The sequence below is a fragment of the Streptomyces sp. NPDC054866 genome (assembly GCF_053610745.1).
Genome location: NZ_JBSGZA010000003.1, coordinates 957,230 through 982,617, shown reverse-complemented (window position 1 = coordinate 982,617; position 25,388 = coordinate 957,230). Strand labels below are relative to the sequence as shown.

Here is a 25,388-nt window from a genome sequence, read left to right as displayed (position 1 = left end):
CCTCGCGGTACGTCACATCAATGACGCACCGTGCCGGCGCACTTGGAGGAGAACAGTAATGAACACCGAGACGACAGGACCGCGCGCACCCGAGCAGCGCAAGCGGGACGCCCTGCACCGCCTCACCCACGACATCGACGCGTGGGTGGCGACGGCCGACGCGGACAGCGGAACCCCGTATCTGATCCCGCTGTCCTTCCTCTGGGACGGCGAGAGCCTGCTGGTGGCCACTCCGGACGCCAGTGTCACCGGCCGCAACCTCCGGGCGACCGGCAGGGCACGGGTCGGCATCGGACCGACCCGCGACGTCATCCTCATGGAGGGGGCCGTACGCGCCCTGGGCGAGGGCGAGTTGACCCCCGAGGACCGTGACGCCTTCGCCGAGAAGACGGGCTTCGACCCGAGCAAACTCGACACCGCCTACACCTACTTCCGCATCACCCCGCAGCGGCTCCAGGCCTGGCGCGAGGCCGACGAGCTGGAGGGCAGGGAGCTGATGCGGGGCGGGCGGTGGACGGTGTCGTAGGCGGCGCGGTGGACGGTGCGGCCCTGGGGTCAGTCCCTGCCGAGCACCGGGGCGAGCGCCTCCCTGAGGTCGTCGGGCCCGGTGTAGTGCAGGCCCACCATGCCGAGCGCGACGGCCGCGTCCACGTTCTCCTTGCGGTCGTCCACGAACAGGCAGCGCTCGGCGGGGACCCCGGTCCGCTCCACGGCGATCTCGTAGATCCGTCGGTCGGGCTTGACGATGCCGACGTCGGCGCTGCTGACCACGGTGTGCGCGAGGCCGGCGATGCCGAGCTCGGTCAGGTCGTCGTCGAGCCACGGGGTCGCGTTCGTCACGAGCGCCACGTGCAGGTGCGCGCGGGCCCGCCTGAGCAGGTCCACCACGGTGGCGTCGGCGGAGAACCCGGCCTCGGCGAGCGCGGTGCCCAGGGCGTGCCCGCGCTCGTGGGGCACCCGGTCGGCGAGGCCCCGCGCGATGGCCTCCACCCACTCCTCCTTGCCGGTGCGCCCGAGCATCAGCGGCAGGTCGGTCTCGGGCGCGAAGGCGATCTCGGCGGTGCTGCCGTGGGGAAGACCGGCGGCGCGCTCCATCTCCTCCATCGCCGACATGTCGTAGAAGCGGATCACGCCGTCGAGGTCGCAGAGCACGGCGTCGAACGGCAGCGGCGGCACCTGCCAGGTGAACCGCAGCTTCTCCTTGGCGTCGGCGCCTATGCGGCCGTAGAAGCGGATCGCGCCCTCGTTCCACGCGGGTGTCTGCCACTGGACCTCGGTGAGGCCGAGCGCACGGGCCTCTGCCGCCACCGCGTCCGTCAGCCGCTCGCCGAGGCCGAGACCCCGGTGGCCGTCGCGCAGGAAGAGACAGTCCATGTGGAGGTACTCGGCGCCGTCCCAGGTGGAGATCTCCGGCGCACACGTCGCGTAGCCGACGACCTCGCCGCCGGGCAGCTCGGCCACCAGACAGCGCAGCCGCGGGTCCGGCACCCCGAAGAGGAGCGCGTCCAGGCGCTGTTCCAGACCGGGGGCGGGCGGGGCTCCCTTCTCGTACGCGGCATGCTCGGCGACGAGTTCCACGACGCGGGGGAGGTCGGCGGGGCGGGCGTGGCGGACGCGGGGGGCTTCGCCGTTCTGCGCGCGTGAGCCGTCGTGCGCGGTCGGACCTTCGTACGTCATCGGACCTTCGTACGCCAATGGACCTTCGTACGTCATCGCAGGTCCCCCTCTATGACGTCCCGGCCCCACGCGGTGAGCCGCTCCGCGAGGGTGCCGCTCCCGTCGAGCACGCACCGCACGTACGCGTCCCGCTCATGCGTGAGCACGGCGGCCTCCCACACGCACGGCGCGAGCCCGGTGCGGCCCGGCCGCAGCGCTCCGGGGTCCCCGGCGGGGCCGACGAAGACCGCGAGGTCCGACATGTACCCCTCGATCCAGCTCTGCACCAGGACGTAGTCCCCGTCACCGCCCGCGTGCACGATCAGCACGGCGAGCCCCGCCGACCCACGCGCACGACCGAGCCCCAGATGCGCTCCCGCGATCGCGAGCGCGGCTTCCTCGTCCTGCCCGGTCACCTTCCGCCCGGGCGCCTCGACGGCGTACGCCTTCACGAGGTGTCCGCCGGCCTCGTGGACGCCCAAGGGCCGTGCGGTGCGGGCGTGGTGGCCGTCGGCGAGTGCGAGCAGCCGCTCGCCGTCGACGGCCGACGGAAGTTGATCCAGCTCGGTCATGTCCATGAGCCCATGATGCAGACCCGCTGCTTCTCGCCGAGCACCCGCTTCACATCGGCCCGCACCCGGTCCTGGTTGGTCCGCGCGCGCCGGACTCGTGCCTCAGTCGTCGTCGGAGCGCGCGGGCTCCGCGTCGGCCTCGGCCTCGCGCTTCTCGCGCTTCTCGCGCTCTTGGGGTTCGTCGACGCGCGCGTCGCACTGCGGGTTGCGGCAGGGGCGGGGGACCCACATAGGGACGTACACCCCGAGCACCTTGCGCCGCTTGATGGCCGTACCGACAGGCCGTCCGCAGCTCGCGCACACCGGCTCGCTCTGCGGGCGCGGGCCGGACCGGCTCCCATCGCTGCCCATGCGTTCAGGGTAGGGCGGCCCGCCCCGGCCGGAAAGCCGACTGTCAGCGCTTCCTGCGACGGGGGCCCTTCATGCCGGGCGGTGCCACCCCGTCACCCCCGGTGAATCCCCTCCGTGTCGAGCTCCCCCGCCACCACCTGCCGCGCGCACTCGGCGAGCCGCATCCGGTTCGCGCGCGCATGCCGCCGCAGCGCCCCGAACGCCTCGTCGACCGTGCACTTCCAGCGCTCGGCGAGCACACCTTTCGCCTGCTCGACGGCGATCCGGCTGGTGAGAGCCTCCTGCAACTGGTCGCGCCGCAACTCGCTCCGCTCCAGGGAACGCCGCTGGAGTATCGCGATCGTGGCGACATCCGCGAGGGCCTGCGCGAGCGCGATCTCGTCGGGGCCGAGCACCTGCGGCTTCGCCTGGAACAGATTGAGCGTCCCGAGAACCTGATCGCCCTGGCGCAGGGGCAGCACCTGCGTCATCGCGTAGCCGGCCGCCCTGGCGCGCGTGGCGAACCGCGGCCAAGAGGTGTTCGCTTCCAGTCCGTTGAGTGCGATGTTCGTGTGCGCCGTGCCGGAGCGGTAGCAGTCCAGGCACGGCCCCTGTTCCTGCTGCAGGGCGAACAGATCGAGCACCCAGGCGTGCTCGCCGGACGCCGCGAGAAGCCTCAACTCGCCCTGGGCGTCCGCCAACAGGACGCCCGCGGCCGAGACGCCGAGCAGTTCCACGCAGCGCACGGTCAGGTTCTGCAGGAATTCGGCGACGTCGAAAGTGTCGGTCAAGGAGTCGGCCATCTCCACGAATGCCTCCGCCAGAAGTCGCTCGCGGGACGTGTCGCCGGACACCTCGCGGGTCATTTCGCGGCACATGGGGCTCGTCCCCCCATACCGTCCGTGCCGAAAGGCTGGGGTTCCCGCCACATCGGCCACAGGTGCGGGCCGTCCGGCAGGTCGATGGCGTTTCCGGTGAAACGGAATCCGAGCCGTGTGTAGAGCGCGCGGCTGCGACTGCTGCTCGCCTCCAGATAGGCGTGCAGCCCTTCCTTGTCGCAGCGTTCGAGCACGGCGCCGATCAGCGCGGTGCCGAGCCCCTCGCCCTGCCGCTCCGGGCTCACGCCGATCATGTGCAGATACTGGTGGGGCCGGTCGGTCGGGTGCGCGTCGCCGGTCAGCCGGCCGATCATCTCGATCCGTTCGTTGCCCGGGTCGACGGCCTCGCGCAGCTGCGCAGGCCCTTCTTCCGCGTCCTCGTCCCCACCTTCGTCCCCACCCGCGGGGACGGACCACCACAGCGCGACGGCCGAGCCGTCCTCCGTGATGTCCACGTAGCCCTGGCCCACCGCCAGGTCGTAGAAGGCCTCCATCAGAGCGCCGTGTCTGCGGCGGCGGTGCTCCTCGCCAGGGAAGACCCAGCTGCTCACCGGATCGTCTCGGAACGCCTCGTCGAGCAGCCGGACCACGTCCGCTCTGTCGCTCTCCCCGGCCCTCCGGATGACTACGCCCACAGCCCGCCCCTTTGCCCCTCGCCCACGCTCAACTGCGTGCCCCGCCCCACCGGTTGCTTCGGTTGCAGCCTAAGTGATCGGGCCCCGGAACACGGGAGAGCCCCGCAGCCTGACCGGATCTCGGCAGGGTGCGGGGCTCATCGGCCGCGCTCGGCCGCGCTCGGCCGTCCTGTTTCAGCCCGTCTTATGCGGGTCGGCTCCTCTCCGTACGTCGCCGCACGTCTTCGTACGTTCAGTGCGTGCGCCGCGTAACGAACTCCGCGAGCGCCAGCAGGCTGCCGGCCGCCTCCGGGGCCGGCACCGCGCCGGCCAGTTGGTTGATCGCGCGGGACATCCGGTCGCCCGCGTGCAGCAGCGCCCAGTCCCTGCCGCCCGCCGCCTCGACGGCGTGCGCCATGCGGTCCAGGTCGCCGTCGCTGGACGGGCGTCCGTACAGCTCGGCCAGCTCGGCGGCGGCCGGGGTGCCGGAGGCCAGCGCCGCGACCACCGGCAGGGATTTCTTGCGGGCCGCGAGGTCGGCACGGGCCGGCTTGCCCGTGTGGTCCGGGTCGCCCCAGATGCCGATCACGTCGTCGATGAGCTGGAAGGCGAGCCCTGCCTCGCGGCCGAACCCGTCGAGCGCCTCCACCTCGCTGTGCCCCGCCCCCGCGTACAGCGCCCCCAGCGCACAGGCACAGCCGAGCAGCGCCCCGGTCTTGGCCTCGGCCATGGCGAGGCACTCGTCGAGCGTGACCTCGTCGGGGCCGCGCCGCTCGAACGCGCCGTCCGCCTGCTGGCCCTCGCAGAGCTCCACCACGCAGGAGGCGAGCCGGGCGGCCGCCGCCGGGGCCCCGGGGTGCGGGTCCTCGGCGATGAGCCGCTGCGCAAGGGCCTGGAGCGCGTCACCGGCCAGGATCGCGTCGGGTTCGCCGAACACGGTCCATGCGGTGGGCCGGTGCCTGCGGGTGGTGTCGCGGTCGATGACGTCGTCGTGCAGCAGGGTGAAGTTGTGGGTCAGCTCCACCGCTGCCGCCGCGCGGACGGCCATGGCCTGGTCCCCGCCGAGCGCCCGCACCGCGGCGAGCACGAGCGCGGGCCTGATCGCCTTGCCCGCGTGCCCGGCCGCCGGTGTGCCGTCCGCGTGTTCCCATCCGAAGTGGTAGAGCGCGATGCGGCGCATCGCTCCGGGCAGCGAGTCGATCGCCCGGCGCAGCTCCGGGTCGACGCACGCCCGCGCCGACGCCAGGAGCTCCGCCGCTTCCGGCGATTCGTGCCCCGCGTGCTCATTGAACTCCGTCACGTCCGTCGTCGTGTCCGTCATGGACTCACCCCGGAGAGGATGCGGACGGTGGCTGTTCCTGGGCCTGCGGGCGCGTACGGATGGGGTGTACCCGGCGGCGCGCCCACAGACACGGCCTCATCGCCAGCGGCCGATCTCGACGTTCTCCAGCACGCCCAGCGCGTCTGGCACGAGGACCGCCGCGGAGTAGTAGGTCGACACGAGGTACGAGATGATCGCCTGCTCGCTGATCCCCATGAAGCGCACGGACAGGCTCGGCTCGATCTCGTCCGGGATGCCGGTCTGGTGCAGGCCGACGACGCCCTGCTCCTCCTCGCCCGTACGCATGCAGATGATCGAGGTGGTGCGGGCCTCGGTGACCGGGATCTTGTTGCACGGGAAGATCGGCACCCCGCGCCAGGTGGGGATGCGGTTGCCGCCCATGTCGATGGTCTCCGGCACGAGGCCGCGCTTGTTGAGCTCGCGGCCGAACGCGGAGATCGCGCGCGGGTGGGCCAGGAAGAGCTTCGACCCCCGCCTGCGGCTGAGCAGTTCGTCCATGTCGTCCGGGCTCGGCACGCCGTCGTGGGGTTGCAGCCGCTGCTCGTACTCGCAGTTGTTGAGCAGTCCGAACTCGCGGTTGTTGATCAGCTCGTGCTCCTGGCGCTCCTTGAGCGCCTCGACCGTGAGCCGCAACTGCTGCTCGGTCTGGTTCATCGGCTGGTTGTAGAGGTCGGCCACGCGCGTGTGGACGCGCAGAACGGTCTGGGCGACGCTCAGTTCGTACTCACGCGGCGCTGATTCGTAGTCGACGAACGTGCCCGGCAGCACCGCCTCGCCGATGTGTCCCGCGGAGAGGTCGATGGGCGACTCGCCGAACTTGTTGGTCCGCTGGGCCGGAATGGACCGCAGCCGCCTCAGGTGCTCGCGCAGCGAATCCGTGCGCTCGGCGACCTGCTCCAGGTCCTGGCGCGGCAGGGTGAGCACGGTGCACGCGGTGACCGCGCGCGTCGTGTACTCCCAGATGGCCTCCGGGTCGAGCAGTGCCTGCTCGCCGAAGTAGGCGCCGTCGGCGAGCGTCCCGAGAACCGTGTCGTCCCCATAGGGCCCGGTGCCGATCTTCTCGACCCTGCCGTGCGCGAGCAGGAACACCTCGTCGGCCTGGCTGCCGAAGGAAGTGATGACCGACCCCGCGGCGAACTCCCGCTGCTGGCACCGCTGGGCCAGCTCCCCCAAGACCTCCACGTCCTCGTAATCCCGCAGGGTCGGCAGCTCGCCGAGCTCCGCGGGGATGACCTGGACCCGGTCCCCGGTCTTCACGAACGTCACCCGGCCGTCGCCGACCGAGTAACTCAACCTCCGGTTCACTCGATACGTACCGCCCTGCACCTGCACCCACGGCAGCGTCCGCAGGAGCCAGCGTGAGCTGATCTCCTGCATCTGCGGCGCGGACTTGGTGGTGGTGGCCAGATTCCGCGCGGCCGATGTGCCCAAGCTCTGCTGCGGCTCGGACTGTTCCGCTCGGACCTCTTCGCCTACCGACATTGGCTATGCCCTCCCGATCAAGCGCTGATCTGCGCCGTCAACCCTTCCAGCACGGGGAGTGTCGGCGCCATTACACAAACGAGCGGGAATGGATCGGGCGAGAACGGGGCACTCACCCGCGTACCAGGAACTGGGTTCTCGGGGGCGGGGAACTCCAAGATCCGTGCATCCGTTGAACAGGACACAACGGCCGATACTCTTCGTACCGATATGCACCATCTCGCAGCATCCCGCACCAATCCGTAGGAGACGGCAATGGCAGGCTTCCTGGATCGCGCCAAGGAACAGGCGCAGCGCGGACTCACTCAGGGAAAGCAGAAGATCGACGAGGTCCAGGCGCAGCGCACGGGCGGCGACCTCCTGAAGAAGCTGGGCGCGGCGTATTACGCGCAGCAGCACGGCACGGGAACCCCCGAGGCCACGCAGCAGGCCCTGCGGGCACTCGAGGCCCACATCGCGACGAACGGCGACGCGTTCCTGCACAGCGGCGAACACCGCGGCTGACCAAATCGGCTCGCACGGTGCCCGAACAGCGACGGATTCCCTCCGAACGGCTGGTCCGGGCACCGTGGTTCCGGTAAAAGCGGACATACAAGACGGTCCGCGACAGGCGGCCGTCGTGCTCCGCAAAGGAGTCGGCCATGGCCCCACCCATGTCCGCGGGCAGGTTCCTCGACGTGCTCAAGGACGAAGGAGTGACCGTCGTCGAAGTCGGCGACTGGCCTCACCACAACCGCAACCACAAGGGGCCGTGGGGGCCCGTGCACGGCGTGATGATCCACCACACGGTGACATCGGGCAGCGAGCGGACGGTGGAGATCTGCCGGGACGGGTATGCCTCGCTGCCCGGCCCGCTCTGCCACGGCGTCATCACGAAGGACGGCCGCGTCCACCTCGTCGGGTACGGCCGCGCCAACCACGCGGGGCTCGGTGACGACGACGTCCTGCGCGCGGTCATCGCCGAGAAGGCGCTCCCCCCGGACAACGAAGCGAACACCGACGGAAACCGCCACTTCTACGGCTTCGAGTGCGAGAACCTCGGCGACGGCGAGGATCCCTGGCCCGACGCGCAGCTGGACGCCATCGAGAGGGTCTCGGCGGCCATCTGCCGCCACCACGGCTGGACCCACCGCTCGGTGATCGGCCACCTCGAATGGCAACCGGGCAAGATCGATCCCAAGGGCTTCACCATGAACGCCATGCGGGAGCGCGTCGAGGAACGCCTCAAGTAGGCCGAGGAACACCTCGAACGAGGAGCGCGCCCCGAGCGGGCGGACCGTGGCCGTGCCCGGCGGCACGGCGGCGGGCAGAATGGCGGGGTGAGCACCACCCCGCCGACCACCCCGCGCCCCCGGCTCCCGTCCCCGCTCCAAGAGCTCCAGGACGACCGGTTCACGCGGCAAGGCGTCACTCTCACACTCAAGCGGGACGACCTGATCCACCCGGACCTCCCGGGCAACAAGTACCGCAAGCTCTTCCTGAACCTGGACGCCGCCGTCGCCGCGGGGCACGAAGCCCTGTTCACCTTCGGCGGCGCCTACTCCAACCACCTCAGGGCGACCGCCGCGGCGGGCCGCCTCCTCGGCATGACCACCATCGGCGTGGTCCGCGGCGACGAACTCGCGGGCCGCCCCCTGAACCCGTCGCTCACGCAATGCGAGGCCGACGGAATGCGCCTGCACTTCATCGACCGGGCGACGTACCGCAGGAAGACCGAGCCGGAGGTCCTGGCCGCCCTCCTGCGCGCGACAGGCGCCGAAGACCCCTACGTCATCCCCGAAGGGGGCAGCAACTCCCTTGCCGTTCAGGGCTGTACGGCCCTGGGCGAGGAGCTGCGCGGCCGCACCCACACGGCGGCCGTGGCCTGCGGCACCGGCGGCACCCTGGCCGGCATGGCCGCGGGCCTCGCCCCCGACCAGCGCGCGCTCGGCATACCCGTACTCAAGGGCGGCTTCCTCGGCCCCGAGATACAGGCACTGCAACAGCGGGCCTTCGGCGCCCCCACCGCCAACTGGCACCTGGACGAGCGCTTCCACTTCGGCGGCTACGCCCGCACGCCTTCTGAACTCACCGCGTTCGCAAACGACTTCGAGGACCGGCACGGCCTCCCCGTGGAGCGCGTCTACGTGGCCAAGCTCCTCTACGCGCTGACAGCCCTCTCCGAAGAGGGCGCGTTTCCCCCCGGCAGCAACGTCACGGCGGTCATCACCGCGACGGAGCCGGCGCCCCCCGCGGCTCAGTCCTCGACCTCCCGATAGGCCGCCGCCTCCTCCAGGTCCAGCTTCCGCAGCAGGGTCCGCATCATCTCGTCGTCGATGCGCCGCTCGTCCCGCATCTTCACGAACACCTCCCGCTCCGCGGCGATCGCCTCCCGAGCGAGCCTGCGGTAGGTGTCGTCGGCGGACTCCCCCGTCACGGGGTTGGACTGACCGAGCCGCTCCCACACGGAGTTGCGGCGCCGCTCGAGGACGGTGCGCAGACGGTCCTGGAGGGGCTCTGGGAGGCGATTGCGCTCGTCCCGCATGAGTTCGTCCACCCTGCGCTCCGCGGCCTGCGAGGCGGCGTTCTGCGCCTGCGCCTCCGCGAGCGTCTCCGCCTGCGCGTCACGCCCCGGCAGTTTCAAGACCCGGATCAGCCACGGCAGCGAGAGCCCCTGCACGACCAGCGTGCCGATCACCGTGGTGAAGGTCAGGAACAGGACGAGGTTGCGCGCGGGGAACGGCTCCCCGTCGTCCATGACGAGCGGGATCGAGAAGGCGATCGCCAGCGACACCACACCGCGCATCCCGGCCCAGCTGACGATCAGCGGCCGCCGCCAGTCCATGTCGGACTCCCGCTCCCTGATGCGCGTCGACAGGATCCGCGGCAGATAGGTCGCCGGATACGACCACACGAAGCGCACGAGGACGACGAAGAAGAAGACCCCCAGCGCGTACCAGGCCGCCTGTACGCCGCCGTACTCGCCGAGCCCCTTGAGCACGAGCGGCAGTTGCAGACCGATGAGCGCGAAGACCGCCGACTCCAGGATGAACGCGACCACCTTCCACACGGCGGCTTCCTGGAGCCGCGTCTCGAAGTCGACCTCCCAGGAGCGGTGTCCGAGGAACAGGGCGACGACGACCACGGCGAGCACTCCGGAGGCGCCGACCTGCTCGGCGGCCGCGTACGCGACGAAAGGGATCAGCAAGGAGAGGGTGTTCTGCAGCATCGCCTCCTTCATGTGCCTGCGCAGCCAGTGGATCGGCACCATGAGGATCAGCCCGACACCGACCCCGCCGACCGCGGCCACCAGGAACTCCTGGATCCCGCCCGCCCAGCTCGCGCCCTCGCCGACCGCAGCCGCGAGCGCGACCTTGAAGGCGGTGATCGCGGTCGCGTCGTTCACCAGCGACTCGCCCTGGAGGATCGTGGTGATCCGGGACGGCAGCCCCACCTTCCGCGCGATGGCCGTGGCCGCCACCGCGTCCGGCGGCGCGATCACCGCGCCGAGGACCAGCGCGGCGGTCAGCGGCAGATCGGGGATCAGCAGATACGCGAGATAGCCGACGACGAGGGTCGCGAACAGCGTGTACCCGACCGAGAGCAGCGCCACGGGCCTGATGTTGGCGCGCAGATCGAGGTACGAACTCTCCAGGGCCGCGGTGTGCAGCAGGGGCGGCAGGATCAGCGGCAGCACGATGTGCGGGTCCAGGTGGTAGTCCGGAACCCCGGGCACGTACGCGGCGACCAGACCCACCGCGACGAGCAGCAGCGGCGCCGGCACCGGGGTCCAGCGCGCGGCTCCGGCCACCGCGGCACTCGCCGCGATCAGTGCCACCAGGGGCAGTACGTCCATCGGTCAGGCCCTCCGCGATACGCGTTCCCGTCGTAACCTGGCAATCATGAACGAGTGCCCGCATGTCGCTGCGCTGCCGCACCCTGAGCCCGCCCCGCTGAGCGAGACCTGTCCTGAGTGCCTCGCGGTCGGCAGTCACCCGGTGCAACTGCGGCTCTGTCTGGACTGCGGCCATGTGGGCTGCTGCGACTCCTCGCCCTTCCAGCACGCGACGGCACACTTCAAGGACACCGGACACGCGGTGATGAGGACCTTCGAGCCTGGCGAGAGCTGGCGTTGGTGCTTCGTGGACGGTTCGATCGTCTGAGGCCTGGGTACGTCAACCCGACGCCCGTACTCTCCAATTGAGACCGCGAGACCCCTAGCCACTCTCCGTACCCTTAGGCTTACTATGAGTGACAGCAACGGAGCGGGGTCCCCGGGACACGGAACTGGGGAGCGCGGTAGCGTCACCGCAGAACTACGTGGTGCGTTACCCGTGTGACGCAGTCCGGACCGCCGCTGGACGGCGGACCTGGAGCCCCGAAAGTGCTTGTACCACCTTGGAGGTGAGGGTGTCCCAGATCGCAGGCGAGCCCGGGAATCAGGACTTCGTCGAGGTCCGCCTTCCGGCTGCGGGTGCCTACCTGTCGGTGCTGCGTACGGCTACGGCCGGTCTCGCGGCGCGTTTGGACTTCACTCTCGACGAGATCGAGGACCTCCGCATCGCGGTCGACGAGGCCTGCGCGATCCTGCTCCAGCAGGCCGTGCCCGGTTCGGTGCTCAGCTGCGTCTTCCGGCTCGTCGACGACTCCCTGGAGGTGACCGTCTCGGCGCCGACCACCGACGGCCGGGCCCCGGAACGGGACACCTTCGCCTGGACTGTGCTGTCCGCCCTCGCGGGTCAGGTCGACTCCTCCGTGGCCGAGGACAACACCGTCTCGATCAGTCTCTACAAGAAGCGCGGCGCGGGACCCGGGCCGGCGTGAGGGGCAGGGAGGGGCCGGTGCGGGACGAAGAGCGCGGCACACGGGGTCTGCCCGGTGGCCGGGGAGGTGCGCCGATAAAGCCGACAAGGGGGCGCGAGGCTCCGGTGGAGCCGGCGCTCACGGGCATCCCCGAGCAGCAGGCCAGGCCGCACCCGGAGGACCCGGAGCAGCCGGGTCCGTCGACTGTGGCTGACGCGTCGGAGCAGGCAGAGCCGACCGCCCAGGAGGAGCGCGCGAAGCCCTCCGTCCGGGGCGGCGCGCAACGGGCGGGATACATGAGCGAGCAGCAGCACACCCGGCACGAGCCGCAGGACCGCAGCGGTGCACGCGCGATGTTCATCGAGCTGCGCGAGCTGAAGGACGGCAGCCCTGAGTACGCGGATTTGCGCAACAAGCTGGTCCGCATGCATCTGCCGCTCGTCGAGCACCTGGCCCGCCGCTTCCGTAACCGCGGCGAGCCCCTCGACGACCTGACGCAGGTCGCCACCATCGGCCTGATCAAGTCCGTGGACCGCTTCGACCCGGAGCGCGGCGTGGAGTTCTCCACGTACGCGACACCCACGGTCGTCGGCGAGATCAAGCGTCACTTCCGCGACAAGGGGTGGGCGGTCCGGGTCCCGCGGCGCCTCCAGGAGCTCAGGCTCGCCCTCACCACGGCGACCGCCGAGCTGTCCCAGCTGCACGGCCGCTCGCCCACGGTGCACGAGCTCGCCGAGAAACTGGGCATCTCCGAAGAGGAGGTCCTGGAGGGCCTGGAGTCGGCCAACGCGTACTCCACGCTGTCCCTGGACGTCCCGGACACGGACGACGAGTCCCCCGCGGTCGCGGACACCCTGGGTGCGGAGGACGAGGCCCTGGAGGGCGTCGAGTACAGGGAGTCCCTCAAACCGCTCCTTGAAGACCTTCCACCGCGCGAGAAGCGCATCCTGCTGCTGCGGTTCTTCGGCAACATGACGCAGTCGCAGATCGCCCAGGAAGTCGGCATCTCCCAGATGCACGTCTCCCGGCTCCTCGCCCGCACGCTCGCGCAGCTGCGCGAGAAGCTCCTCGTAGAGGAGTGACGAAGGAGCAGGCCGCCCCTCCTGGCCTGCTCCTTCGGAAGGTCTCTCTCGTTCAGCAGGTCTGTCGCGTGCGGGACGGCTACTTCACGTCGTCCTGTACGTTCCCCGGTCCCCGGATGCCGAGGGCCTCGGTCGTGGCGGGGTTGACCAGCAGCACGAGCGCGGCCACCGCGACCGCGGCGAGCGCGATGCCGCCCGGGATGGCCATGCTGTCGGCCTGCAGCAGCTGCCAGGCCACCGGAAGCGCCATGATCTGCGTGATGATGGCGGGCCCCCGGCTCCAGCTGCGGCGGAGCAGGAGACCGCGGGCGGCGAGCAGGGGCAGGAGCGCGAGGACGATCAGCGTGATGCCGCCCGTCGTGGCCTGTTCCGGATTGTCGGGGTCACCCGCGAGGCCCATCACGAGCATGTAGACACCGGCGGCGATGAGTGCGACGCCCTCCAGCGCGGCGAGGGCCGCCGCGGCCGTCAGGCGTCCGGGACGCGGGCCTGACTGCGGGGCTTCGGGGGTGGGGTTCCGCTCAGTACTCACCCTTGCAGGGTAGCTGTGCGTGTCCGTGCTCCGGGCCCCGGTCCGCCCCCTCGGTCTAGGCCGGATAACGACCCCTAGGTACTCTGCTTCGCATGCGTGCACTCCTTGTGGTCAACCCAGCGGCAACCACCACCAGCGCGCGCACGCGTGACGTACTGATCCACGCGCTGGCGAGCGAGATGAAACTCGAGGCGGTCACCACGGAGTACCGCGGCCACGCCCGGGACCTCGGAAGACAGGCCGCGGAGAGCAAGGACATCGAGCTCGTCGTCGCCCTCGGCGGGGACGGCACGGTCAACGAGGTCGTCAACGGCCTGCTGCACAACGGCCCCGCTCCGGCCCATCTGCCGCGCCTGGCCGTCGTCCCCGGCGGCTCCACCAACGTCTTCGCGCGCGCCCTCGGTCTGCCCAACGACGCCGTGGAGGCGACCGGCGCACTGCTCGACGCCCTGCGTGAGGGAAGCGAACGGACAGTGAGCCTCGGCCATCTGTCGGGGACTCCCGGCACGGAGGACGAAGCCGTTCCCGGGCACTGGTTCACTTTCGCCGCCGGATTCGGTTTCGACGCCGGAGTGGTGGGACGGGTCGAACAGCAGAGGGAGCGCGGGAAGCGGTCCACCCATGCGCTGTATTTGCGCCAGGTGTTCCGTCAGTTCCTCGACGAGCCGCACCGCAGGCACGGAATGATCACGCTGGAACGGGCCGGCGAGGACCCGGTGACCGACCTCGTGCTCTCCATAGTCTGCAACACCTCCCCCTACACCTACCTGGGCAATCGCCCGATGTACGCGTCCCCGCAGGCCTCCTTCGACACGGGCCTCGACGTGCTCGGACTGAAGAAGCTGTCCACCACCGCGGTGGCCCGGTACGGGACGCAACTCCTGACGTCGACGCCCGATCGCGGACCGCACGGCAAGCACGCGGTTACGCTCCATGACCTCACCGACTTCACCTTGCATTCGAAGGTGCCGCTCCCGCTTCAGATGGACGGCGACCACCTGGGGCTGCGCACGAGCGTGACGTTCACAGGCGTACGCCGTGCACTGCGTGTGATTGTGTGAGTAGAAGGGGCGAAAGTCCTTTCACTCGAACGTTTAGGCCAGGGTCCACCCCATGGAAGTACGGCTGTGACCCAGCCGACACTGAGGAATCAAAAAAAACTTGCCGGAAGGGGTTGTATCCGCCGCCGAGGTTTGCGAATCTCTACATGGCGATCGGGACGGCCCGCAACATCGGCCCCACAGAGAGCCAGAACCCCCTCCTCAACGCATAGGACATCGTCGCGTATGTGACGAAAGTCCCTTCCGTCGTCGAGGGATTCGTGAAAGCGTTCACATTCACAAGCAACCTGCATGTAATACCAAGGAGAGGTAGCAGCCATGGACTGGCGTCACAACGCCGTTTGCCGCGAGGAAGACCCCGAGCTCTTCTTCCCCATCGGCAACACCGGTCCTGCGCTGCTGCAGATCGAGGAAGCCAAGGCCGTCTGCCGCCGCTGCCCCGTCATGGAGCAGTGCCTGCAGTGGGCGCTCGAGTCCGGCCAGGACTCCGGCGTCTGGGGTGGCCTCAGCGAGGACGAGCGCCGCGCAATGAAGCGCCGCGCCGCTCGCAACCGTGCACGCCAGGCCAGCGCCTGACGCTCACGCCCCCTACGAGCCTGAGCCCGGCGGCGCGTACAGCGAGTACGCATCTCCCGCCCCCGAGCCGCAGCCGCGCAGTACCCCCGATGCGCAACGCAACGTGAGCAGTGAGCCCCGGACCACTTCGGTCCGGGGCTCACTGCTTTGCGTCTGCGGTGCCGGGCGGGGGCGATCTGCCGTGATCTCCCCTTCCCCCTGCGCTACTTGTCGGCGCGCACCGGAATGTCGAGCACGACCTGCGTGCCGCGCTCCGGGGCCCGCACCATGTCGAACGTGCCGCCCATCTCGCCCTCCACCAGGGTGCGGACGATCTGCAGGCCGAGGTTGCCCGAGCGGTGCGGATCGAAGCCGTCGGGCAGGCCGACGCCGTCGTCCTGCACGGTGATGAGGAGTCGAGCATCTTTGCTGGTGCCGCCGCGCACGGCGGAGACCTCGACCGTTCCGGTGTCGCCCTCCTGGAAGCCGTGCTCCAGGGCGTTCTGCAGAACCTCCGTGAGGACCATCGACAGCGGGGTGGCGACCTCGGCGTCCAGGATGCCGAAGCGGCCGGTGCGCCGGCCGGTGACCTTGCCGGGTGAGATCTCGGCCACCATCGCGAGGACGCGGTCGGCGATCTCGTCGAACTCCACGCGCTCGTCCAGGTTCTGGGACAGCGTCTCGTGCACGATGGCGATGGAGCCCACGCGGCGTACGGCCTCTTCGAGGGCTTCGCGGCCGGTGGCGGAGTCGATGCGGCGCGCCTGGAGGCGAAGGAGCGCGGCGACCGTCTGGAGATTGTTCTTCACCCGGTGGTGGATCTCCCGGATGGTCGCGTCCTTAGTGATCAACTCCCGCTCCCGGCGGCGCAGTTCGGTGACGTCGCGGAGCAGGACGAGCGAGCCGATGCGCGGGCCCTTGGGCTTGAGCGGGATCGCGCGGAGCTGGATCACGCCGTCGCCGCCCTCGATCTCGAACTCGCGGGGCGCCCAGCCGCTTGCGACCTTGGCGAGCGCCTCGTCCACCGGGCCGCGGGACGGGGCGAGTTCGGCGGTCGCCGTGCCGAGGTGGTGGCCGACCAGGTCGGCGGCGAGGCCGAGGCGGTGGTACGCGGAGAGCGCGTTCGGCGACGCGTACTGGACGATGCCGTCGGCGTCGAGCCTGAGCAGACCGTCGCCCACGCGCGGGGACGCGTCCATGTCGACCTGCTGGCCGGGGAACGGGAAGGAACCGGCGGCGATCATCTGGGCCAGGTCGGACGCCGACTGGAGATAGGTCAGCTCAAGGCGCGAGGGGGTGCGCACCGTGAGCAGGTTCGTGTTGCGGGCGATGACCCCGAGGACGCGCCCTTCCCTGCGTACGGGGATGGACTCGACCCGCACCGGGACCTCTTCTCGCCACTCGGGGTCGCCCTCGCGCACGATGCGGCCCTCGTCGAGGGCGGCGTCGAGCAGCGGGCGGCGGCCGCGCGGGACGAGGTGGCCGACCATGTCGTCCTGGTAGGAGGTGGGCCCGGTGTTGGGCCGCATCTGCGCAACGGAGACATAGCGGGTGCCGTCGCGGGTGGGAACCCAGAGCACGAGGTCGGCGAAGGAGAGGTCGGAGAGCAGCTGCCACTCCGAGACCAGCAGATGCAGCCACTCGAGATCGGAGTCACCGAGAGCGGTGTGCTGGCGTACGAGGTCGTTCATGGAGGGCACGTGTGCGAGCGTACCTGGCACGTCCGGCGGGCCCGCTCCGGGAGATTCCCGACGAGCCGCGGCGCCAGGGCGGGACCCTCAACCCACCCACGGCACCGCAGCCCTTCAGGAACACGACCACCGGAATGTGCGGTACCGGACGGCCGATCGGAGGATCCGACACGGTCAGGGCAGAGAGTGCCGGTTCCTCGGTCCGCCCTCCTGTGCGGGAAGGGCGGATGCTTTACCAACGCATTGTGGACTAGACCATTCACTTGTGTCTATGCGTCGGCAGATGTTTGTTGTTGTCTCTTTCTCTCACTTGTGGCCCAGCGGACTTATACATCGGGCCAGGCCCGCATGGCCAGCTCGGCGACCGCTTCCAGCTCCTGCCGGCTCGCGCCGTCGCGGGACTGCTGGGACATGCCCTGGAGTACGGCTCCGGTGTAGCGGGCCAGGGCGGGGGCGTCCGTCCCCGGGGGGAGCTCGCCCGTGGCGACGGCGGCTCTTATGCGGGACTCGATGGAGCTGACGTTGGCGTTGCGCCGGTCGCGCAGAGCGGACTCGACCTCCGGCGTCGCGCAGTTCGTCGCGGCGCAGATGACCAGGCAGCCGCGGGGGTGTCCGGCTTCCGTGTACTTGCCGGCGGCCTCGTGCAGCATCCGCGCCACTCCGCCGCGGACGGTCGGCTCCTCGGCGAAGGCGCGCTCGCCGAAGGAACCGTGCGTCTGCCCGTACAGCAGCACGACCTCCTCGAACAGTGACTGCTTGTCACCGAAGGCCGCGTACATGCTGGGGGCGCCGATGCCCATGGCCCGGGTGAGATCCGTGACCGATGTCGCCTCGTACCCCTGTTCCCAGAAGGTGCGCAGGGCCTGCTCCAGCGCGGTCTCGCGGTCGAAGGAGCGGGGGCGTCCGCGCTGTTTCGTCGCCATGGAGTGAATTGTATAGCGGCCGCTAGAAAAACGGCCCGGCGTCCGCTACGGTTCTTTCTGTAGCGACCACTAGAGAAATAGGGGGCGGCTCTCATGGGCACGCTTGCGGGGAAGACGGCACTGGTCACGGGCGGCAGCCGCGGCATCGGGCGGGGCATCGCCGAGCGGCTCGGGCGGGACGGCGCGCGGGTCGCCGTGCACTACGGCAGCAACGAGACAGCGGCGAAGGAGACGGTCGCGACCATCGAGGCCGCGGGCGGATCCGCCTTCGCCTTCGGTACGGAGTTGGGTGTCCCGGGAGACGCCGAAGCCCTCTGGGCCGAGTTCGACCGGCACGCGGACGGCCTGGACATCCTGGTGAACAACGCGGGGATCGGGCTCTACAGCCAGGTGGGAGAGGTCCAGGAGGCGGACTACGACCGGGTGTTCGCGGTCAATGTGAAGGCGCCGTTCTTCATCATCCAGAAGGGCCTGTCCCGGCTGCGCGACGGCGGCCGGATCATCAACATCTCCTCGGGCGTCACCCGCATCGCCTTCCCGATCACGATCGGGTACTCGATGACGAAGGGAGCCCTGAATGTCCTGACGCACACCCTGGCCCAGGACCTGGGCCCGCGCGGGATCACGGTCAATGCCGTGGCGCCGGGGATCATCGAGACGGAGATGATGGACGGCATCCCCGAGAAGCAGCGCGCCGAGATGGCCGGTTACTCCACCTTCGACCGCATAGGCCAGCCGGCGGACGTGGCGGACATCGTCACCTTCGTCGCATCGGACGACGCCCGGTGGATCACCGGCCAGTACATCGACGCGACAGGAGGCTCGGCGCTCGGTCTGTGAGGCCCCGCGTCAGCGGGTCTCCGTCACCTTCGCCAGGGCGCGCGGCGCGTCCGGGTCCTGGCCGCGGGCGATGGTGACCTCGTGGGCGAGCAGTTGGAGGGGGATGATCTCCAGGATCGGCTGGAGCTCTTCCGGTACGCCGTCGGTCGGCAGGACGAAACCGGCCGACGCCTGCTCGACCTGGGCCTTCGGGCCGACGACCACGAGGTCGGCGCCGCGTCCGCGCAAACGGTCGAGGACCGGTTGCAGGGCCTGCCCTCCTCTGCCGTCGGTGACGACCGCGATGACGGGCGAGATGTTGTCGACCATGGCGAGCGGGCCGTGCAGCAGGTCGGCTCCGGAGTAGGCGAGGGCGGGGATGTAGCTCGTCTCCATCAGCTTGAGGGCCGCCTCCTTCGCGGTCGGGTAGCCGTAGCCACGCGAGGTGATCACCATGCGTTCCGCGAAGCGGTAGCGGGCGGCGAGGGTCTTGATCTCGGCCTGGCGGTCGAGGAGTTGGGCGGCGAGTCCGGGCAGTGCGGTGGCGGCGGCGCCGTCTTCACCCCGCAGTCCCTCGACGAAGAGATAGAGGGCGAGGAGAGATGCCGTGTAGGTCTTCGTGGCGGGGAGCGCCTTCTCCGGGCCGGCCTGAATGTCGATGTGGTGTTCGGAGACGGCGGCCAGGGCCGAGTCGGGGTTGTTGGTCACCGAGAGGGTGAGCGCGCCGGCCTCGCGGGCCGCGCGGGTCGAGGCCACCAGGTCGGGCGAGCCCCCGGACTGGCTGACGGTGACGGCCAGGACGTCCCTCAGGTCGGGCTTGGCTCCGTAGGCCGTGAAGGTGGACATCGAGGTGAGGCCGCAGGGCACACCCAGACGGACTTCCAGGAGGTACTTGGCGTAAAGGGCGGCGTGGTCCGAGGTGCCGCGTGCGGTGAGGAGGACGAAGCGGGGCTTCTTGGCGGCGACCAGTCGGGCGGTCTCGCGGATGTCCGGGGCGCCGGTGTCGAGGAGTCGGCGCAGGACGTCGGGCTGTTCGGACATCTCGCGGGCCATGATCCGGCCCGGCTGCTCGCTCTGCGGGGTGGTCGGCGTGGCGGTCATGCCTTCCACTTTCCCCGTTCGGGGCGTGGCTTGCCCGACGGGCGGGAGCGGGGCGGAGAGCCGAGCATGGGACGCGGGAAGCGAAGCCCTGGAACCTTGGGTCCGGGCGGGTCAGCTCTGCTAGATTGGTCTATACCACATAGCCAGTAGTCCCCGTGGGTCCTCTCTCCAGACCCGTGAGCCCTCTCCAGATCGGCAGGCCCAGCGTGGAAGTTGTCATCGTCCCGGACGCCAAGGCAGGCGGCGAGCTCATCGCGGAGGCCATGGCCTCCTTGGTGCGCCGTAAGCCTGACGCCCTGCTCGGTGTCGCCACCGGATCCACCCCGCTGCCCATCTACGAAGCCCTGACCGCCAAGGTCGGTTCCGGCGAAGTGGATGCGTCGCGGGCGCGGATCTGCCAGCTCGACGAGTACGTGGGGCTGCCCGCCGGGCATCCCGAGTCCTACCGCTCCGTGGTGCTGCGTGAGGTCGTCGAGCCGCTGGGGCTCGGCGAGAAGTCCTTCATGGGGCCTGACGGCAGCGCGGAGGATGTGCAGGCGGCGTGCGAGGCGTACGACCAGGCGCTCGCGGACGCCGGGGGTGTGGACCTCCAGCTGCTCGGGATCGGCACGGACGGGCACATCGGGTTCAACGAACCGTGCTCCTCGCTCGCCTCGCGTACGCGGATCAAGACGCTGACGGAGCAGACGCGGGTGGACAACGCGCGGTTCTTCGACGGGGACATCGAGCAGGTGCCGCACCACGTGATCACTCAGGGGATCGGGACGATCCTGGAGGCGCGGCATCTGGTGCTGCTCGCCACGGGTGAGGGCAAGGCGGACGCGGTGGCCGCGACGGTGGAGGGGCCTGTCGCCGCGGTTGTTCCGGCTTCGGCTCTGCAGTTGCACCGGCATGCGACGGTCGTCGTGGACGAGGCCGCCGCCTCCAAGCTGAAGCTTGGGGAGTACTTCCGGGCCACGTATGCCGCGAAGCCTTCCTGGCAAGGGCTTTAAGCAGACCTGGTGTTACTCGGAGGTGCCGGGTGCCCCCTGCTGGGGGCGCCCGGCACCTTCCGTTTGCAGCCACCTGCTGGTGCGTTGGGGCTGGGCGCGCAGTTCCCCGCGCCCCTTTCGGGGCGCGGCTCTGCTCAACCCCCCGTGATGACCTCTGCCGCCGCCAGGCCGCAGACCCTTGCTGCTCCGTGTGTGGCGATGTGGAGGGCGCCCTTCGGGGCGGATTGGGGGACGCCCATTTCGATCACGATCGTGTCGGGGCGGGCCGCGAGCAGCACGTCCAGCGCCTGTGCCATCCACGCGTGGCGGTGGGCGTCGCGGACCACGGCCACGATCCGCCGCTCCCCCGCCTCGCCCAGCGCGAGCGCGCCCGCGTCCTCGCCCGTGAAGCTGCCCGTCTCCGTGCCCGGGAGCAGGCGTTCCAGCTCCGCGGCCACGCCCCACGGGGTCTCGTCGCCCACCGCGATGTTGGCCATCGGCGTGAAGGCGGCGACGTACGGAGCTTCGGTGAGCGGGGCCGCGTAGGACTCGCCCCGGGTGACCGTCAGGGCGCGGCGGGCCGCGACCAGGCCGATCTCGGTGCCGGGCGCGCCCCCCGAACGCTCGGCCGCGCCCGGCACCGAAGTCCAGTGGGCCAGCGCACGGACGCGGGCTGCCGCGTCGGCGAGGCGTTCCTCGGAGAGCTCGCCCGCGCGCACCGCCCCGACCAGGGCGTCACGCAGGCGAAGCACCGTGTCGTCGTCCGCGAGGCCGCCGCCCACGCAGATCGCGTCGGCGCCCGCGGCGATGGCGAGGACGCTGCCGCGCTCGATGCCGTACGTGGCGGAGATGGCCCGCATCTCCATGCCGTCCGTGACGATCAGGCCGTCGTAGTTCAGTTCCTCGCGCAGGATGCCTGTCAGGATGCGGCGCGAGAGCGTTGCCGGGTATTCCGCGTCCAGGGACGGGACCAGGATGTGCGCGCTCATCACCGCGCGCGAGCCCGCGGCGATCGCGGCCCTGAACGGCGCGAGGTCGCGGGCGCGCAGGACCTCGGGGTCGACGCCGATGCGCGGCACGTCGTGGTGCGAGTCGACCGCGGTGTCGCCGTGCCCCGGGAAGTGCTTGGTGCAGGCGGCGACGCCCGCGGACTGCAGCCCCTCGACGTAGGCGGCGGTGTGCCGGGCCACCAGGAGCGGGTCGGAGCCGAAGGAGCGTACGCCGATGACGGGGTTGTCCGGGTTGGAGTTGACGTCGGCGGACGGCGCCCAGTTGAGGTTGACGCCGCACGCGGCGAGCCGGCGGCCGAGCTCGGCGGCCACGTCACGGGTCAGCGCCGTGTCGTCGACCGCGCCGAGGGCGTGGTTGCCGGGGAAGGAGGAGCCGGAGCGGACCTCGAGGCGGGTCACGTCACCGCCCTCCTCGTCGATGGCGACCAGGACGTCGTCGCGCTCAGCACGCAACTGGGCCGTCAGGGCGGCCAGTTGTTCGGGCGAGGCGATGTTGCGGCCGAAGAGACCGACCGATGCGAGGCCCTCGCCGATCCTGCGGAGCAGCCAGTCCGGCGCGCTGGTCCCGACGAAGCCGGGCTGCAGGACGGTCAGGGCGTCGCGGGTCAGACCATCGTTTGGATTAGATGCAGTGGTGGGGCGGATGAGTGTCGTCATATGGCGGGTTATCCCTTCACGGCACCGTCGGTCAGACCGCTGACGGCCCTGCGCTGCAGGAAGACGAAGAGGACGAGGATCGGGATGGCGAAGAGCGAGGCGGCGGCCATGGTGGCGCCCCAGTCGTCGCCGAAGGCGGTCTGGAAACCGGAGAGCCACACCGGCAGCGTCTTGGCCTCCGCCTCCTTGTTGAGGACAAGGACGAGCGGGAATTCGTTCCAGGCGGTGATGAAGCCGAAGAGCGAGGTCGACATCAGGCCCGGCGCGAGGAGCGGAAGGATCACCCGGCGGAACGCCTGCATCCGTGAACAGCCGTCGACCATCGCCGACTCCTCCAGCTCACGCGGCACCGCGGCGACGAAGCCGCGCAGCGTCAGGAGCGTGAAGGGCAGGATCATCACCATGTAGAACAGCGTCAGCGGGACCAGGCTGTTCAGCATGTCGGCGTCACGCACGATGATGTAGATCGCGATGACCATGACCTCCCAGGGCGCCATCTGGGCCAGCATGAAGCCGATGATGAAGCCCCTACGGCCCTTGAACCGCATCCGGGCGAGCGCGAACGCCGACGCGAGGCCGATGATCAGCGAGAAGACCACGGCGAGCACGGTGACGGTGAGGGAGTTGCCGACCATCGTCCAGAAGTGCTCGGCCTCGACGGCTGTCTTGAAGTGCTCGAACGTCGCGTCGGTCGGGAACCACACCGGGTCCTCGCTGATGATGTCGCCGGTCGGCTTGAAGGCCGTGGCGAACATCCAGTAGACCGGGAAGACGAAGCCGATGAAGAGTACGACGGCCACCGCGTTGGGCCAGATGCGGCGAACCTTCGACGAAAACGACGAAGCAGTGCGCGTCACAGCTCCTCCTCCTCTTGCTTGAGCACGATCCGCAGGTAGAAGGAGGTCAGGGCCAGCAGGATGATGATGGTGAGCAGCGCGATCGCCGCGCCCATGCCGAAGTGCTGGTTGCCCATGCCCTCGATGTAGGCGTAGACGGGCAGGATCTCGGTGAGCCGGTCGGGCCCGCCCTCGTTGAGCGCGAAGACCTGCGCGAACGCCTTGAAGACCCAGATGATCTCCAGGAACGTCGTCGCGTAGAGGAAGGGCCTCATGTACGGCAGCGTGACGTTCGTGAACCGCTTCCACGCGCCCGCGCCGTCCAGCGCCGCGGCTTCGTAGAGCTCCTTGGGGATCGTCGTCGTCGCGGCGTACAGGTTGATCGCCACGAACGGGATCGACTGCCAGACGATCAGGACGATGACCACGAAGAACGTGGAGTACTGGCTGCCCATCCAGTCGTACTCGGCCATCGAGTGCCAGCCGGCCTTGTCGAGGACCCAGTTGACGACGCCGAAGCGGGTCGCGAACAGCCACTGGTAGACGGTGGTCGACGCGATGATCGGCATGGCCCAGGCGAGCACGAGTCCGACCAGGAGCAGCGTCCGCATCCGCTTGCCGAGCCGCGCGAGCAGCAGGCCGACCAGCGTGCCGAGCAGCATGATCAGTACGACGTTGACCGCGGTGAACGCGATCGAGCGCCCGGTGACCCGCCAGAAGTCCTCGCCGCTGAGGACCTCCTTGAAGTTGTCGATCCCGTTCCACTCCGTGAGGTGCAGGATGAACTGCCTCATGTTGAGGTTCTGGAACGACAGGATCCCGTTGTTGACCAGCGGCCAGCCGAGGAACACCAGGGTGGCCGCGACCGCGGGAAGCAGGAGCAGATAGGGCGCGAGCGACCGGGCACGCTCGCGGGGCTTGCCGGAATCCCCCGGCCGTCGGTCCGTTTTCACGACGTCCGTCGGGCCGGTGGGCGGCCGTTCGGTCTGCACGGTCATGCTCGCCATCTCTTTCGTGGGCATCGCGGAACGCAGCGCTGCGCCGGGGCACCGGGCCCGGGGGTGATGACACCCCGGGCCCGGAATCCCCGGCAGGAGTACGCCCTTACTGCTTCTGCGCCAGGCGCTTGTTGAGCTCGCCCTCGACCGACTTGGCGGCCTCGTCGTTGGACTTACCGTTCAGGACCGCGGTCATGTAGTTCTTGATCGGGTTCGGCGGGTTCTCCACGGCGGCCCACTCCGGGATCAGCGGGGTCGTGCCACCGCCGGCGGTGGCGGGGGCCATGGCCTCGGCGGCCGGGTTGCCCTTGAGCTGGGCCTCCAGGGCCTGCTTGTTCGGGATGACGCCGCCTTCCTTGGCGAGCGCACCCTCGAACTTGTCCGACAGCGCGATCTTCAGGAACTCCTTGGCGAGCTCCTGCTTCTTGCTGGTCGCGGCGACGGCGAGGTTCGAGCCGCCGAGGAAGACGCCCTCGGGCTTGTCGGCCGTGGCACCGGGGATGGTGAAGTAGCCGATGTTCTCCTCGAACTTCTTGTCCTTGCTGGCCTTGATCGCGGTCGCGGCCTCCCAGCTCATGCCGATGAAGGCGCCGGTCTTGCCCTTGGCGAAGACCTCGGCCTGCTGCGGGGTGGCCTCGTCCTTGTTCTTGGGGGCCTTGGAGAGGTCCGCGAACTGCTTGTACGTCTTCATGGCCTTGGCGACCTTGGGGTCACTCAGGTTGGAGACGTACTTGTCGCCGTCCTTCTTGACCAGTTCGGCGCCCTCACCGATGGTCAGGCCGACGAAGTGGTACCAGTTCTGGCCCGGCAGGTAGATCGGCTCGGCGTCCGTCTTGGACTCGATCGCCTTGAGGTTCTTGAGGAACTCCGCGCGGGTCTTGGGCGTCTCCTTGATGCCCGCGTCCGCCCAGACCTTCTTGTTGTAGATGACGACGCGGTTCAGGACGAACCACGGGGCGGCGTACTGCTTGCCGTCCACGACCGAGGACTTGTTGATCGACTCGGTCCAGTCGGCGCCGACACCTTCCTTGAGGTCACTGAGGTCGGCGAGGCCACCGGTCTTGGCGTACGCGGCGGTCTGGGTGTTGCCGATCTCGAAGACGTCCGGCGGGTTCTCCTCGGAGAGGGCCGTGGTCAGCTTCTGCTGAATGCCGTTCCACTGCTGGACCTCGACGTTCAGCTTGGCGCCGGTCTTCTTCTCGAAGGCGGCCTTGACGTCCTTGCTCCAGCCGTCGGGCGTGGAGCCGTCCATCGCCCAGAGCGTCAGGGTCTCCCCCTTGAAGCCGTCCGCTCCGGCCTTCTTGTCGTCGCTGTCGTCGCTGCCACAGGCCGCGATCGAGACCAACATGCCCGCGACACCGATGGCCGCTATGAGCTTGCGCTTCACGTCACCCTCCTCAAGGGATGCCAGTCAACCCCCCACCCGCAGCGACCAAATGGACCGAGATCTGCCCGTGGGACTGGAACCTGGTCTTTAATGGTGTAGACCAGTACGG

At 69.7% G+C, this 25,388-nt stretch carries 27 protein-coding genes; 11 read left to right on the top strand and 16 right to left on the bottom strand.

All coding sequences use genetic code 11. From position 1 onward, the window contains the following. Window positions 1-58 precede the first annotated feature (58 nt). Complete coding sequence (locus ACWGI2_RS19865; protein WP_453696572.1) at window positions 59-526, top strand: pyridoxamine 5'-phosphate oxidase family protein; 468 nt, start codon at window positions 59-61, stop codon at window positions 524-526. A 29-nt stretch (window positions 527-555) separates the two neighbouring features. Here the strand turns inward: ACWGI2_RS19865 and ACWGI2_RS19860 are convergent, their stop codons facing one another. The 7 genes from ACWGI2_RS19860 to ACWGI2_RS19830 all read right to left on the bottom strand — a co-directional run bounded on the left by ACWGI2_RS19860 (window position 556) and on the right by ACWGI2_RS19830 (window position 6,874). Continuing rightward, window positions 556-1,677: an HAD-IA family hydrolase gene (locus ACWGI2_RS19860; protein WP_453696570.1), complete on the bottom strand. Its 1,122-nt coding sequence runs from the start codon at window positions 1,675-1,677 to the stop codon at window positions 556-558. 32 nt (window positions 1,678-1,709) lie between these two features. Next, the gene (locus ACWGI2_RS19855; protein WP_453696568.1) at window positions 1,710-2,234 is read right to left on the bottom strand and encodes a hypothetical protein; all 525 of its coding nucleotides are present in this window, start codon (window positions 2,232-2,234) and stop codon (window positions 1,710-1,712) included. Window positions 2,235-2,330: 96 nt separating this feature from the next. After that, entirely contained in the window at window positions 2,331-2,579 is a 249-nt protein-coding gene (locus ACWGI2_RS19850) for a hypothetical protein (protein ID WP_453696566.1), read from the bottom strand. Window positions 2,580-2,671: 92 nt separating this feature from the next. Continuing rightward, window positions 2,672-3,424 (bottom strand): ANTAR domain-containing protein, encoded by a 753-nt coding sequence (locus ACWGI2_RS19845; RefSeq protein ID WP_453696564.1) that lies wholly within the window; start codon window positions 3,422-3,424, stop codon window positions 2,672-2,674. After that, window positions 3,421-4,071: a GNAT family N-acetyltransferase gene (locus ACWGI2_RS19840; RefSeq protein WP_453696563.1), complete on the bottom strand. Its 651-nt coding sequence runs from the start codon at window positions 4,069-4,071 to the stop codon at window positions 3,421-3,423. The genes ACWGI2_RS19845 and ACWGI2_RS19840 overlap by 4 nt, the downstream gene beginning before the upstream one ends. Window positions 4,072-4,303: 232 nt before the next feature. After that, a complete protein-coding gene (locus tag ACWGI2_RS19835) occupies window positions 4,304-5,371 on the bottom strand; it encodes a family 2 encapsulin nanocompartment cargo protein polyprenyl transferase (RefSeq protein WP_453696561.1) in 1,068 nt (355 codons plus the stop codon). 96 nt (window positions 5,372-5,467) lie between these two features. Further along, window positions 5,468-6,874 (bottom strand): family 2B encapsulin nanocompartment shell protein, encoded by a 1,407-nt coding sequence (locus ACWGI2_RS19830; protein WP_160507167.1) that lies wholly within the window; start codon window positions 6,872-6,874, stop codon window positions 5,468-5,470. A 255-nt stretch (window positions 6,875-7,129) separates the two neighbouring features. Here ACWGI2_RS19830 and ACWGI2_RS19825 point away from each other — a divergent pair, with 255 nt between their 5' ends. From ACWGI2_RS19825 to ACWGI2_RS19815, 3 genes are all read left to right on the top strand, one after another. Then, a complete protein-coding gene (locus ACWGI2_RS19825; protein ID WP_453397867.1) occupies window positions 7,130-7,378 on the top strand; it encodes a hypothetical protein in 249 nt (82 codons plus the stop codon). A 137-nt stretch (window positions 7,379-7,515) separates the two neighbouring features. Continuing rightward, complete coding sequence (locus tag ACWGI2_RS19820) at window positions 7,516-8,106, top strand: N-acetylmuramoyl-L-alanine amidase (RefSeq protein ID WP_453397866.1); 591 nt, start codon at window positions 7,516-7,518, stop codon at window positions 8,104-8,106. A gap of 87 nt (window positions 8,107-8,193) precedes the next feature. Then, entirely contained in the window at window positions 8,194-9,132 is a 939-nt protein-coding gene (locus tag ACWGI2_RS19815; RefSeq protein WP_453696559.1) for a 1-aminocyclopropane-1-carboxylate deaminase/D-cysteine desulfhydrase, read from the top strand. Here the strand turns inward: ACWGI2_RS19815 and ACWGI2_RS19810 are convergent. Next, a complete protein-coding gene (locus tag ACWGI2_RS19810; RefSeq protein ID WP_453696558.1) occupies window positions 9,111-10,709 on the bottom strand; it encodes a Na+/H+ antiporter in 1,599 nt (532 codons plus the stop codon). The two genes, ACWGI2_RS19815 and ACWGI2_RS19810, sit on opposite strands and share 22 nt — an antisense overlap. Before the next feature lie 46 nt (window positions 10,710-10,755). On the opposite strand from ACWGI2_RS19810, the gene ACWGI2_RS19805 reads away from it, so the two are divergent. The 3 genes from ACWGI2_RS19805 to ACWGI2_RS19795 all read left to right on the top strand — a co-directional run bounded on the left by ACWGI2_RS19805 (window position 10,756) and on the right by ACWGI2_RS19795 (window position 12,738). Beyond that, complete coding sequence (locus tag ACWGI2_RS19805; protein ID WP_160507162.1) at window positions 10,756-11,016, top strand: UBP-type zinc finger domain-containing protein; 261 nt, start codon at window positions 10,756-10,758, stop codon at window positions 11,014-11,016. Between the two features lie 247 nt (window positions 11,017-11,263). Further along, a complete protein-coding gene (locus ACWGI2_RS19800) occupies window positions 11,264-11,677 on the top strand; it encodes an ATP-binding protein (protein WP_135332116.1) in 414 nt (137 codons plus the stop codon). A 17-nt stretch (window positions 11,678-11,694) separates the two neighbouring features. After that, window positions 11,695-12,738 (top strand): RNA polymerase sigma factor SigF, encoded by a 1,044-nt coding sequence (locus ACWGI2_RS19795; protein ID WP_453696557.1) that lies wholly within the window; start codon window positions 11,695-11,697, stop codon window positions 12,736-12,738. A gap of 79 nt (window positions 12,739-12,817) precedes the next feature. Here ACWGI2_RS19795 and ACWGI2_RS19790 read toward each other — a convergent pair whose 3' ends face one another. Then, window positions 12,818-13,270, bottom strand: a complete 453-nt coding sequence (locus ACWGI2_RS19790; RefSeq protein ID WP_160507160.1) for a hypothetical protein — start codon at window positions 13,268-13,270, stop codon at window positions 12,818-12,820. A gap of 92 nt (window positions 13,271-13,362) precedes the next feature. Between ACWGI2_RS19790 and ACWGI2_RS19785 the strand changes: the two genes are divergently transcribed. After that, a complete protein-coding gene (locus ACWGI2_RS19785) occupies window positions 13,363-14,331 on the top strand; it encodes a diacylglycerol/lipid kinase family protein (RefSeq protein WP_453696555.1) in 969 nt (322 codons plus the stop codon). A 318-nt stretch (window positions 14,332-14,649) separates the two neighbouring features. Beyond that, window positions 14,650-14,907: a WhiB family transcriptional regulator gene (locus ACWGI2_RS19780; RefSeq protein ID WP_016639615.1), complete on the top strand. Its 258-nt coding sequence runs from the start codon at window positions 14,650-14,652 to the stop codon at window positions 14,905-14,907. Window positions 14,908-15,110: 203 nt separating this feature from the next. Here ACWGI2_RS19780 and ACWGI2_RS19775 read toward each other — a convergent pair whose 3' ends face one another. Together ACWGI2_RS19775 and ACWGI2_RS19770 are read right to left on the bottom strand one after the other, a co-directional pair. Further along, complete coding sequence (locus tag ACWGI2_RS19775; protein ID WP_160510515.1) at window positions 15,111-16,577, bottom strand: sensor histidine kinase; 1,467 nt, start codon at window positions 16,575-16,577, stop codon at window positions 15,111-15,113. 326 nt (window positions 16,578-16,903) lie between these two features. Next, window positions 16,904-17,500 carry a TetR/AcrR family transcriptional regulator gene (locus tag ACWGI2_RS19770; protein WP_453397860.1) on the bottom strand — a complete coding sequence of 199 codons (597 nt, stop codon included), beginning with the start codon at window positions 17,498-17,500 and terminating at the stop codon, window positions 16,904-16,906. Between the two features lie 93 nt (window positions 17,501-17,593). On the opposite strand from ACWGI2_RS19770, the gene ACWGI2_RS19765 reads away from it, so the two are divergent. Beyond that, window positions 17,594-18,340, top strand: coding sequence for an SDR family oxidoreductase (locus ACWGI2_RS19765; RefSeq protein WP_453696554.1), 747 nt, complete (start codon window positions 17,594-17,596; stop codon window positions 18,338-18,340). A gap of 9 nt (window positions 18,341-18,349) precedes the next feature. Here the strand turns inward: ACWGI2_RS19765 and ACWGI2_RS19760 are convergent, their stop codons facing one another. After that, on the bottom strand, window positions 18,350-19,420 hold the full coding sequence (locus ACWGI2_RS19760; RefSeq protein WP_453696552.1) for an SIS domain-containing protein: 1,071 nt from the start codon (window positions 19,418-19,420) through the stop codon (window positions 18,350-18,352). Between the two features lie 206 nt (window positions 19,421-19,626). Here ACWGI2_RS19760 and nagB point away from each other — a divergent pair, with 206 nt between their 5' ends. Further along, entirely contained in the window at window positions 19,627-20,412 is a 786-nt protein-coding gene (nagB, locus tag ACWGI2_RS19755) for a glucosamine-6-phosphate deaminase (RefSeq protein WP_453696551.1), read from the top strand. 134 nt (window positions 20,413-20,546) lie between these two features. Here the strand turns inward: nagB and ACWGI2_RS19750 are convergent, their stop codons facing one another. From ACWGI2_RS19750 to ACWGI2_RS19735, 4 genes are all read right to left on the bottom strand, one after another. Continuing rightward, window positions 20,547-22,058: a glycoside hydrolase family 3 protein gene (locus ACWGI2_RS19750; protein ID WP_453696549.1), complete on the bottom strand. Its 1,512-nt coding sequence runs from the start codon at window positions 22,056-22,058 to the stop codon at window positions 20,547-20,549. Window positions 22,059-22,066: 8 nt separating this feature from the next. Continuing rightward, entirely contained in the window at window positions 22,067-22,873 is an 807-nt protein-coding gene (locus ACWGI2_RS19745; RefSeq protein WP_453398112.1) for a carbohydrate ABC transporter permease, read from the bottom strand. A 38-nt stretch (window positions 22,874-22,911) separates the two neighbouring features. Further along, window positions 22,912-23,892: a carbohydrate ABC transporter permease gene (locus ACWGI2_RS19740; RefSeq protein ID WP_453696548.1), complete on the bottom strand. Its 981-nt coding sequence runs from the start codon at window positions 23,890-23,892 to the stop codon at window positions 22,912-22,914. Between the two features lie 106 nt (window positions 23,893-23,998). Further along, on the bottom strand, window positions 23,999-25,279 hold the full coding sequence (locus tag ACWGI2_RS19735; protein ID WP_453397855.1) for an extracellular solute-binding protein: 1,281 nt from the start codon (window positions 25,277-25,279) through the stop codon (window positions 23,999-24,001). Window positions 25,280-25,388 lie beyond the last annotated feature (109 nt).

Coding starts and splice junctions, on each gene's coding strand:
- ACWGI2_RS19865 (WP_453696572.1), top strand. CDS start 59: ATGAACACCGAGACGACAGGACCGCGCGCACCCGAGCAGCGCAAGCGG.
- ACWGI2_RS19860 (WP_453696570.1), bottom strand. CDS start 1,677: ATGACGTACGAAGGTCCGACCGCGCACGACGGCTCACGCGCGCAGAAC.
- ACWGI2_RS19855 (WP_453696568.1), bottom strand. CDS start 2,234: ATGGACATGACCGAGCTGGATCAACTTCCGTCGGCCGTCGACGGCGAG.
- ACWGI2_RS19850 (WP_453696566.1), bottom strand. CDS start 2,579: ATGGGCAGCGATGGGAGCCGGTCCGGCCCGCGCCCGCAGAGCGAGCCG.
- ACWGI2_RS19845 (WP_453696564.1), bottom strand. CDS start 3,424: ATGACCCGCGAGGTGTCCGGCGACACGTCCCGCGAGCGACTTCTGGCG.
- ACWGI2_RS19835 (WP_453696561.1), bottom strand. CDS start 5,371: ATGACGGACACGACGACGGACGTGACGGAGTTCAATGAGCACGCGGGG.
- ACWGI2_RS19830 (WP_160507167.1), bottom strand. CDS start 6,874: ATGTCGGTAGGCGAAGAGGTCCGAGCGGAACAGTCCGAGCCGCAGCAG.
- ACWGI2_RS19825 (WP_453397867.1), top strand. CDS start 7,130: ATGGCAGGCTTCCTGGATCGCGCCAAGGAACAGGCGCAGCGCGGACTC.
- ACWGI2_RS19820 (WP_453397866.1), top strand. CDS start 7,516: ATGGCCCCACCCATGTCCGCGGGCAGGTTCCTCGACGTGCTCAAGGAC.
- ACWGI2_RS19810 (WP_453696558.1), bottom strand. CDS start 10,709: ATGGACGTACTGCCCCTGGTGGCACTGATCGCGGCGAGTGCCGCGGTG.
- ACWGI2_RS19805 (WP_160507162.1), top strand. CDS start 10,756: ATGAACGAGTGCCCGCATGTCGCTGCGCTGCCGCACCCTGAGCCCGCC.
- ACWGI2_RS19785 (WP_453696555.1), top strand. CDS start 13,363: ATGCGTGCACTCCTTGTGGTCAACCCAGCGGCAACCACCACCAGCGCG.
- ACWGI2_RS19780 (WP_016639615.1), top strand. CDS start 14,650: ATGGACTGGCGTCACAACGCCGTTTGCCGCGAGGAAGACCCCGAGCTC.
- ACWGI2_RS19775 (WP_160510515.1), bottom strand. CDS start 16,577: ATGAACGACCTCGTACGCCAGCACACCGCTCTCGGTGACTCCGATCTC.
- ACWGI2_RS19770 (WP_453397860.1), bottom strand. CDS start 17,500: ATGGCGACGAAACAGCGCGGACGCCCCCGCTCCTTCGACCGCGAGACC.
- ACWGI2_RS19765 (WP_453696554.1), top strand. CDS start 17,594: ATGGGCACGCTTGCGGGGAAGACGGCACTGGTCACGGGCGGCAGCCGC.
- ACWGI2_RS19760 (WP_453696552.1), bottom strand. CDS start 19,420: ATGACCGCCACGCCGACCACCCCGCAGAGCGAGCAGCCGGGCCGGATC.
- ACWGI2_RS19750 (WP_453696549.1), bottom strand. CDS start 22,058: ATGACGACACTCATCCGCCCCACCACTGCATCTAATCCAAACGATGGT.
- ACWGI2_RS19740 (WP_453696548.1), bottom strand. CDS start 23,892: ATGACCGTGCAGACCGAACGGCCGCCCACCGGCCCGACGGACGTCGTG.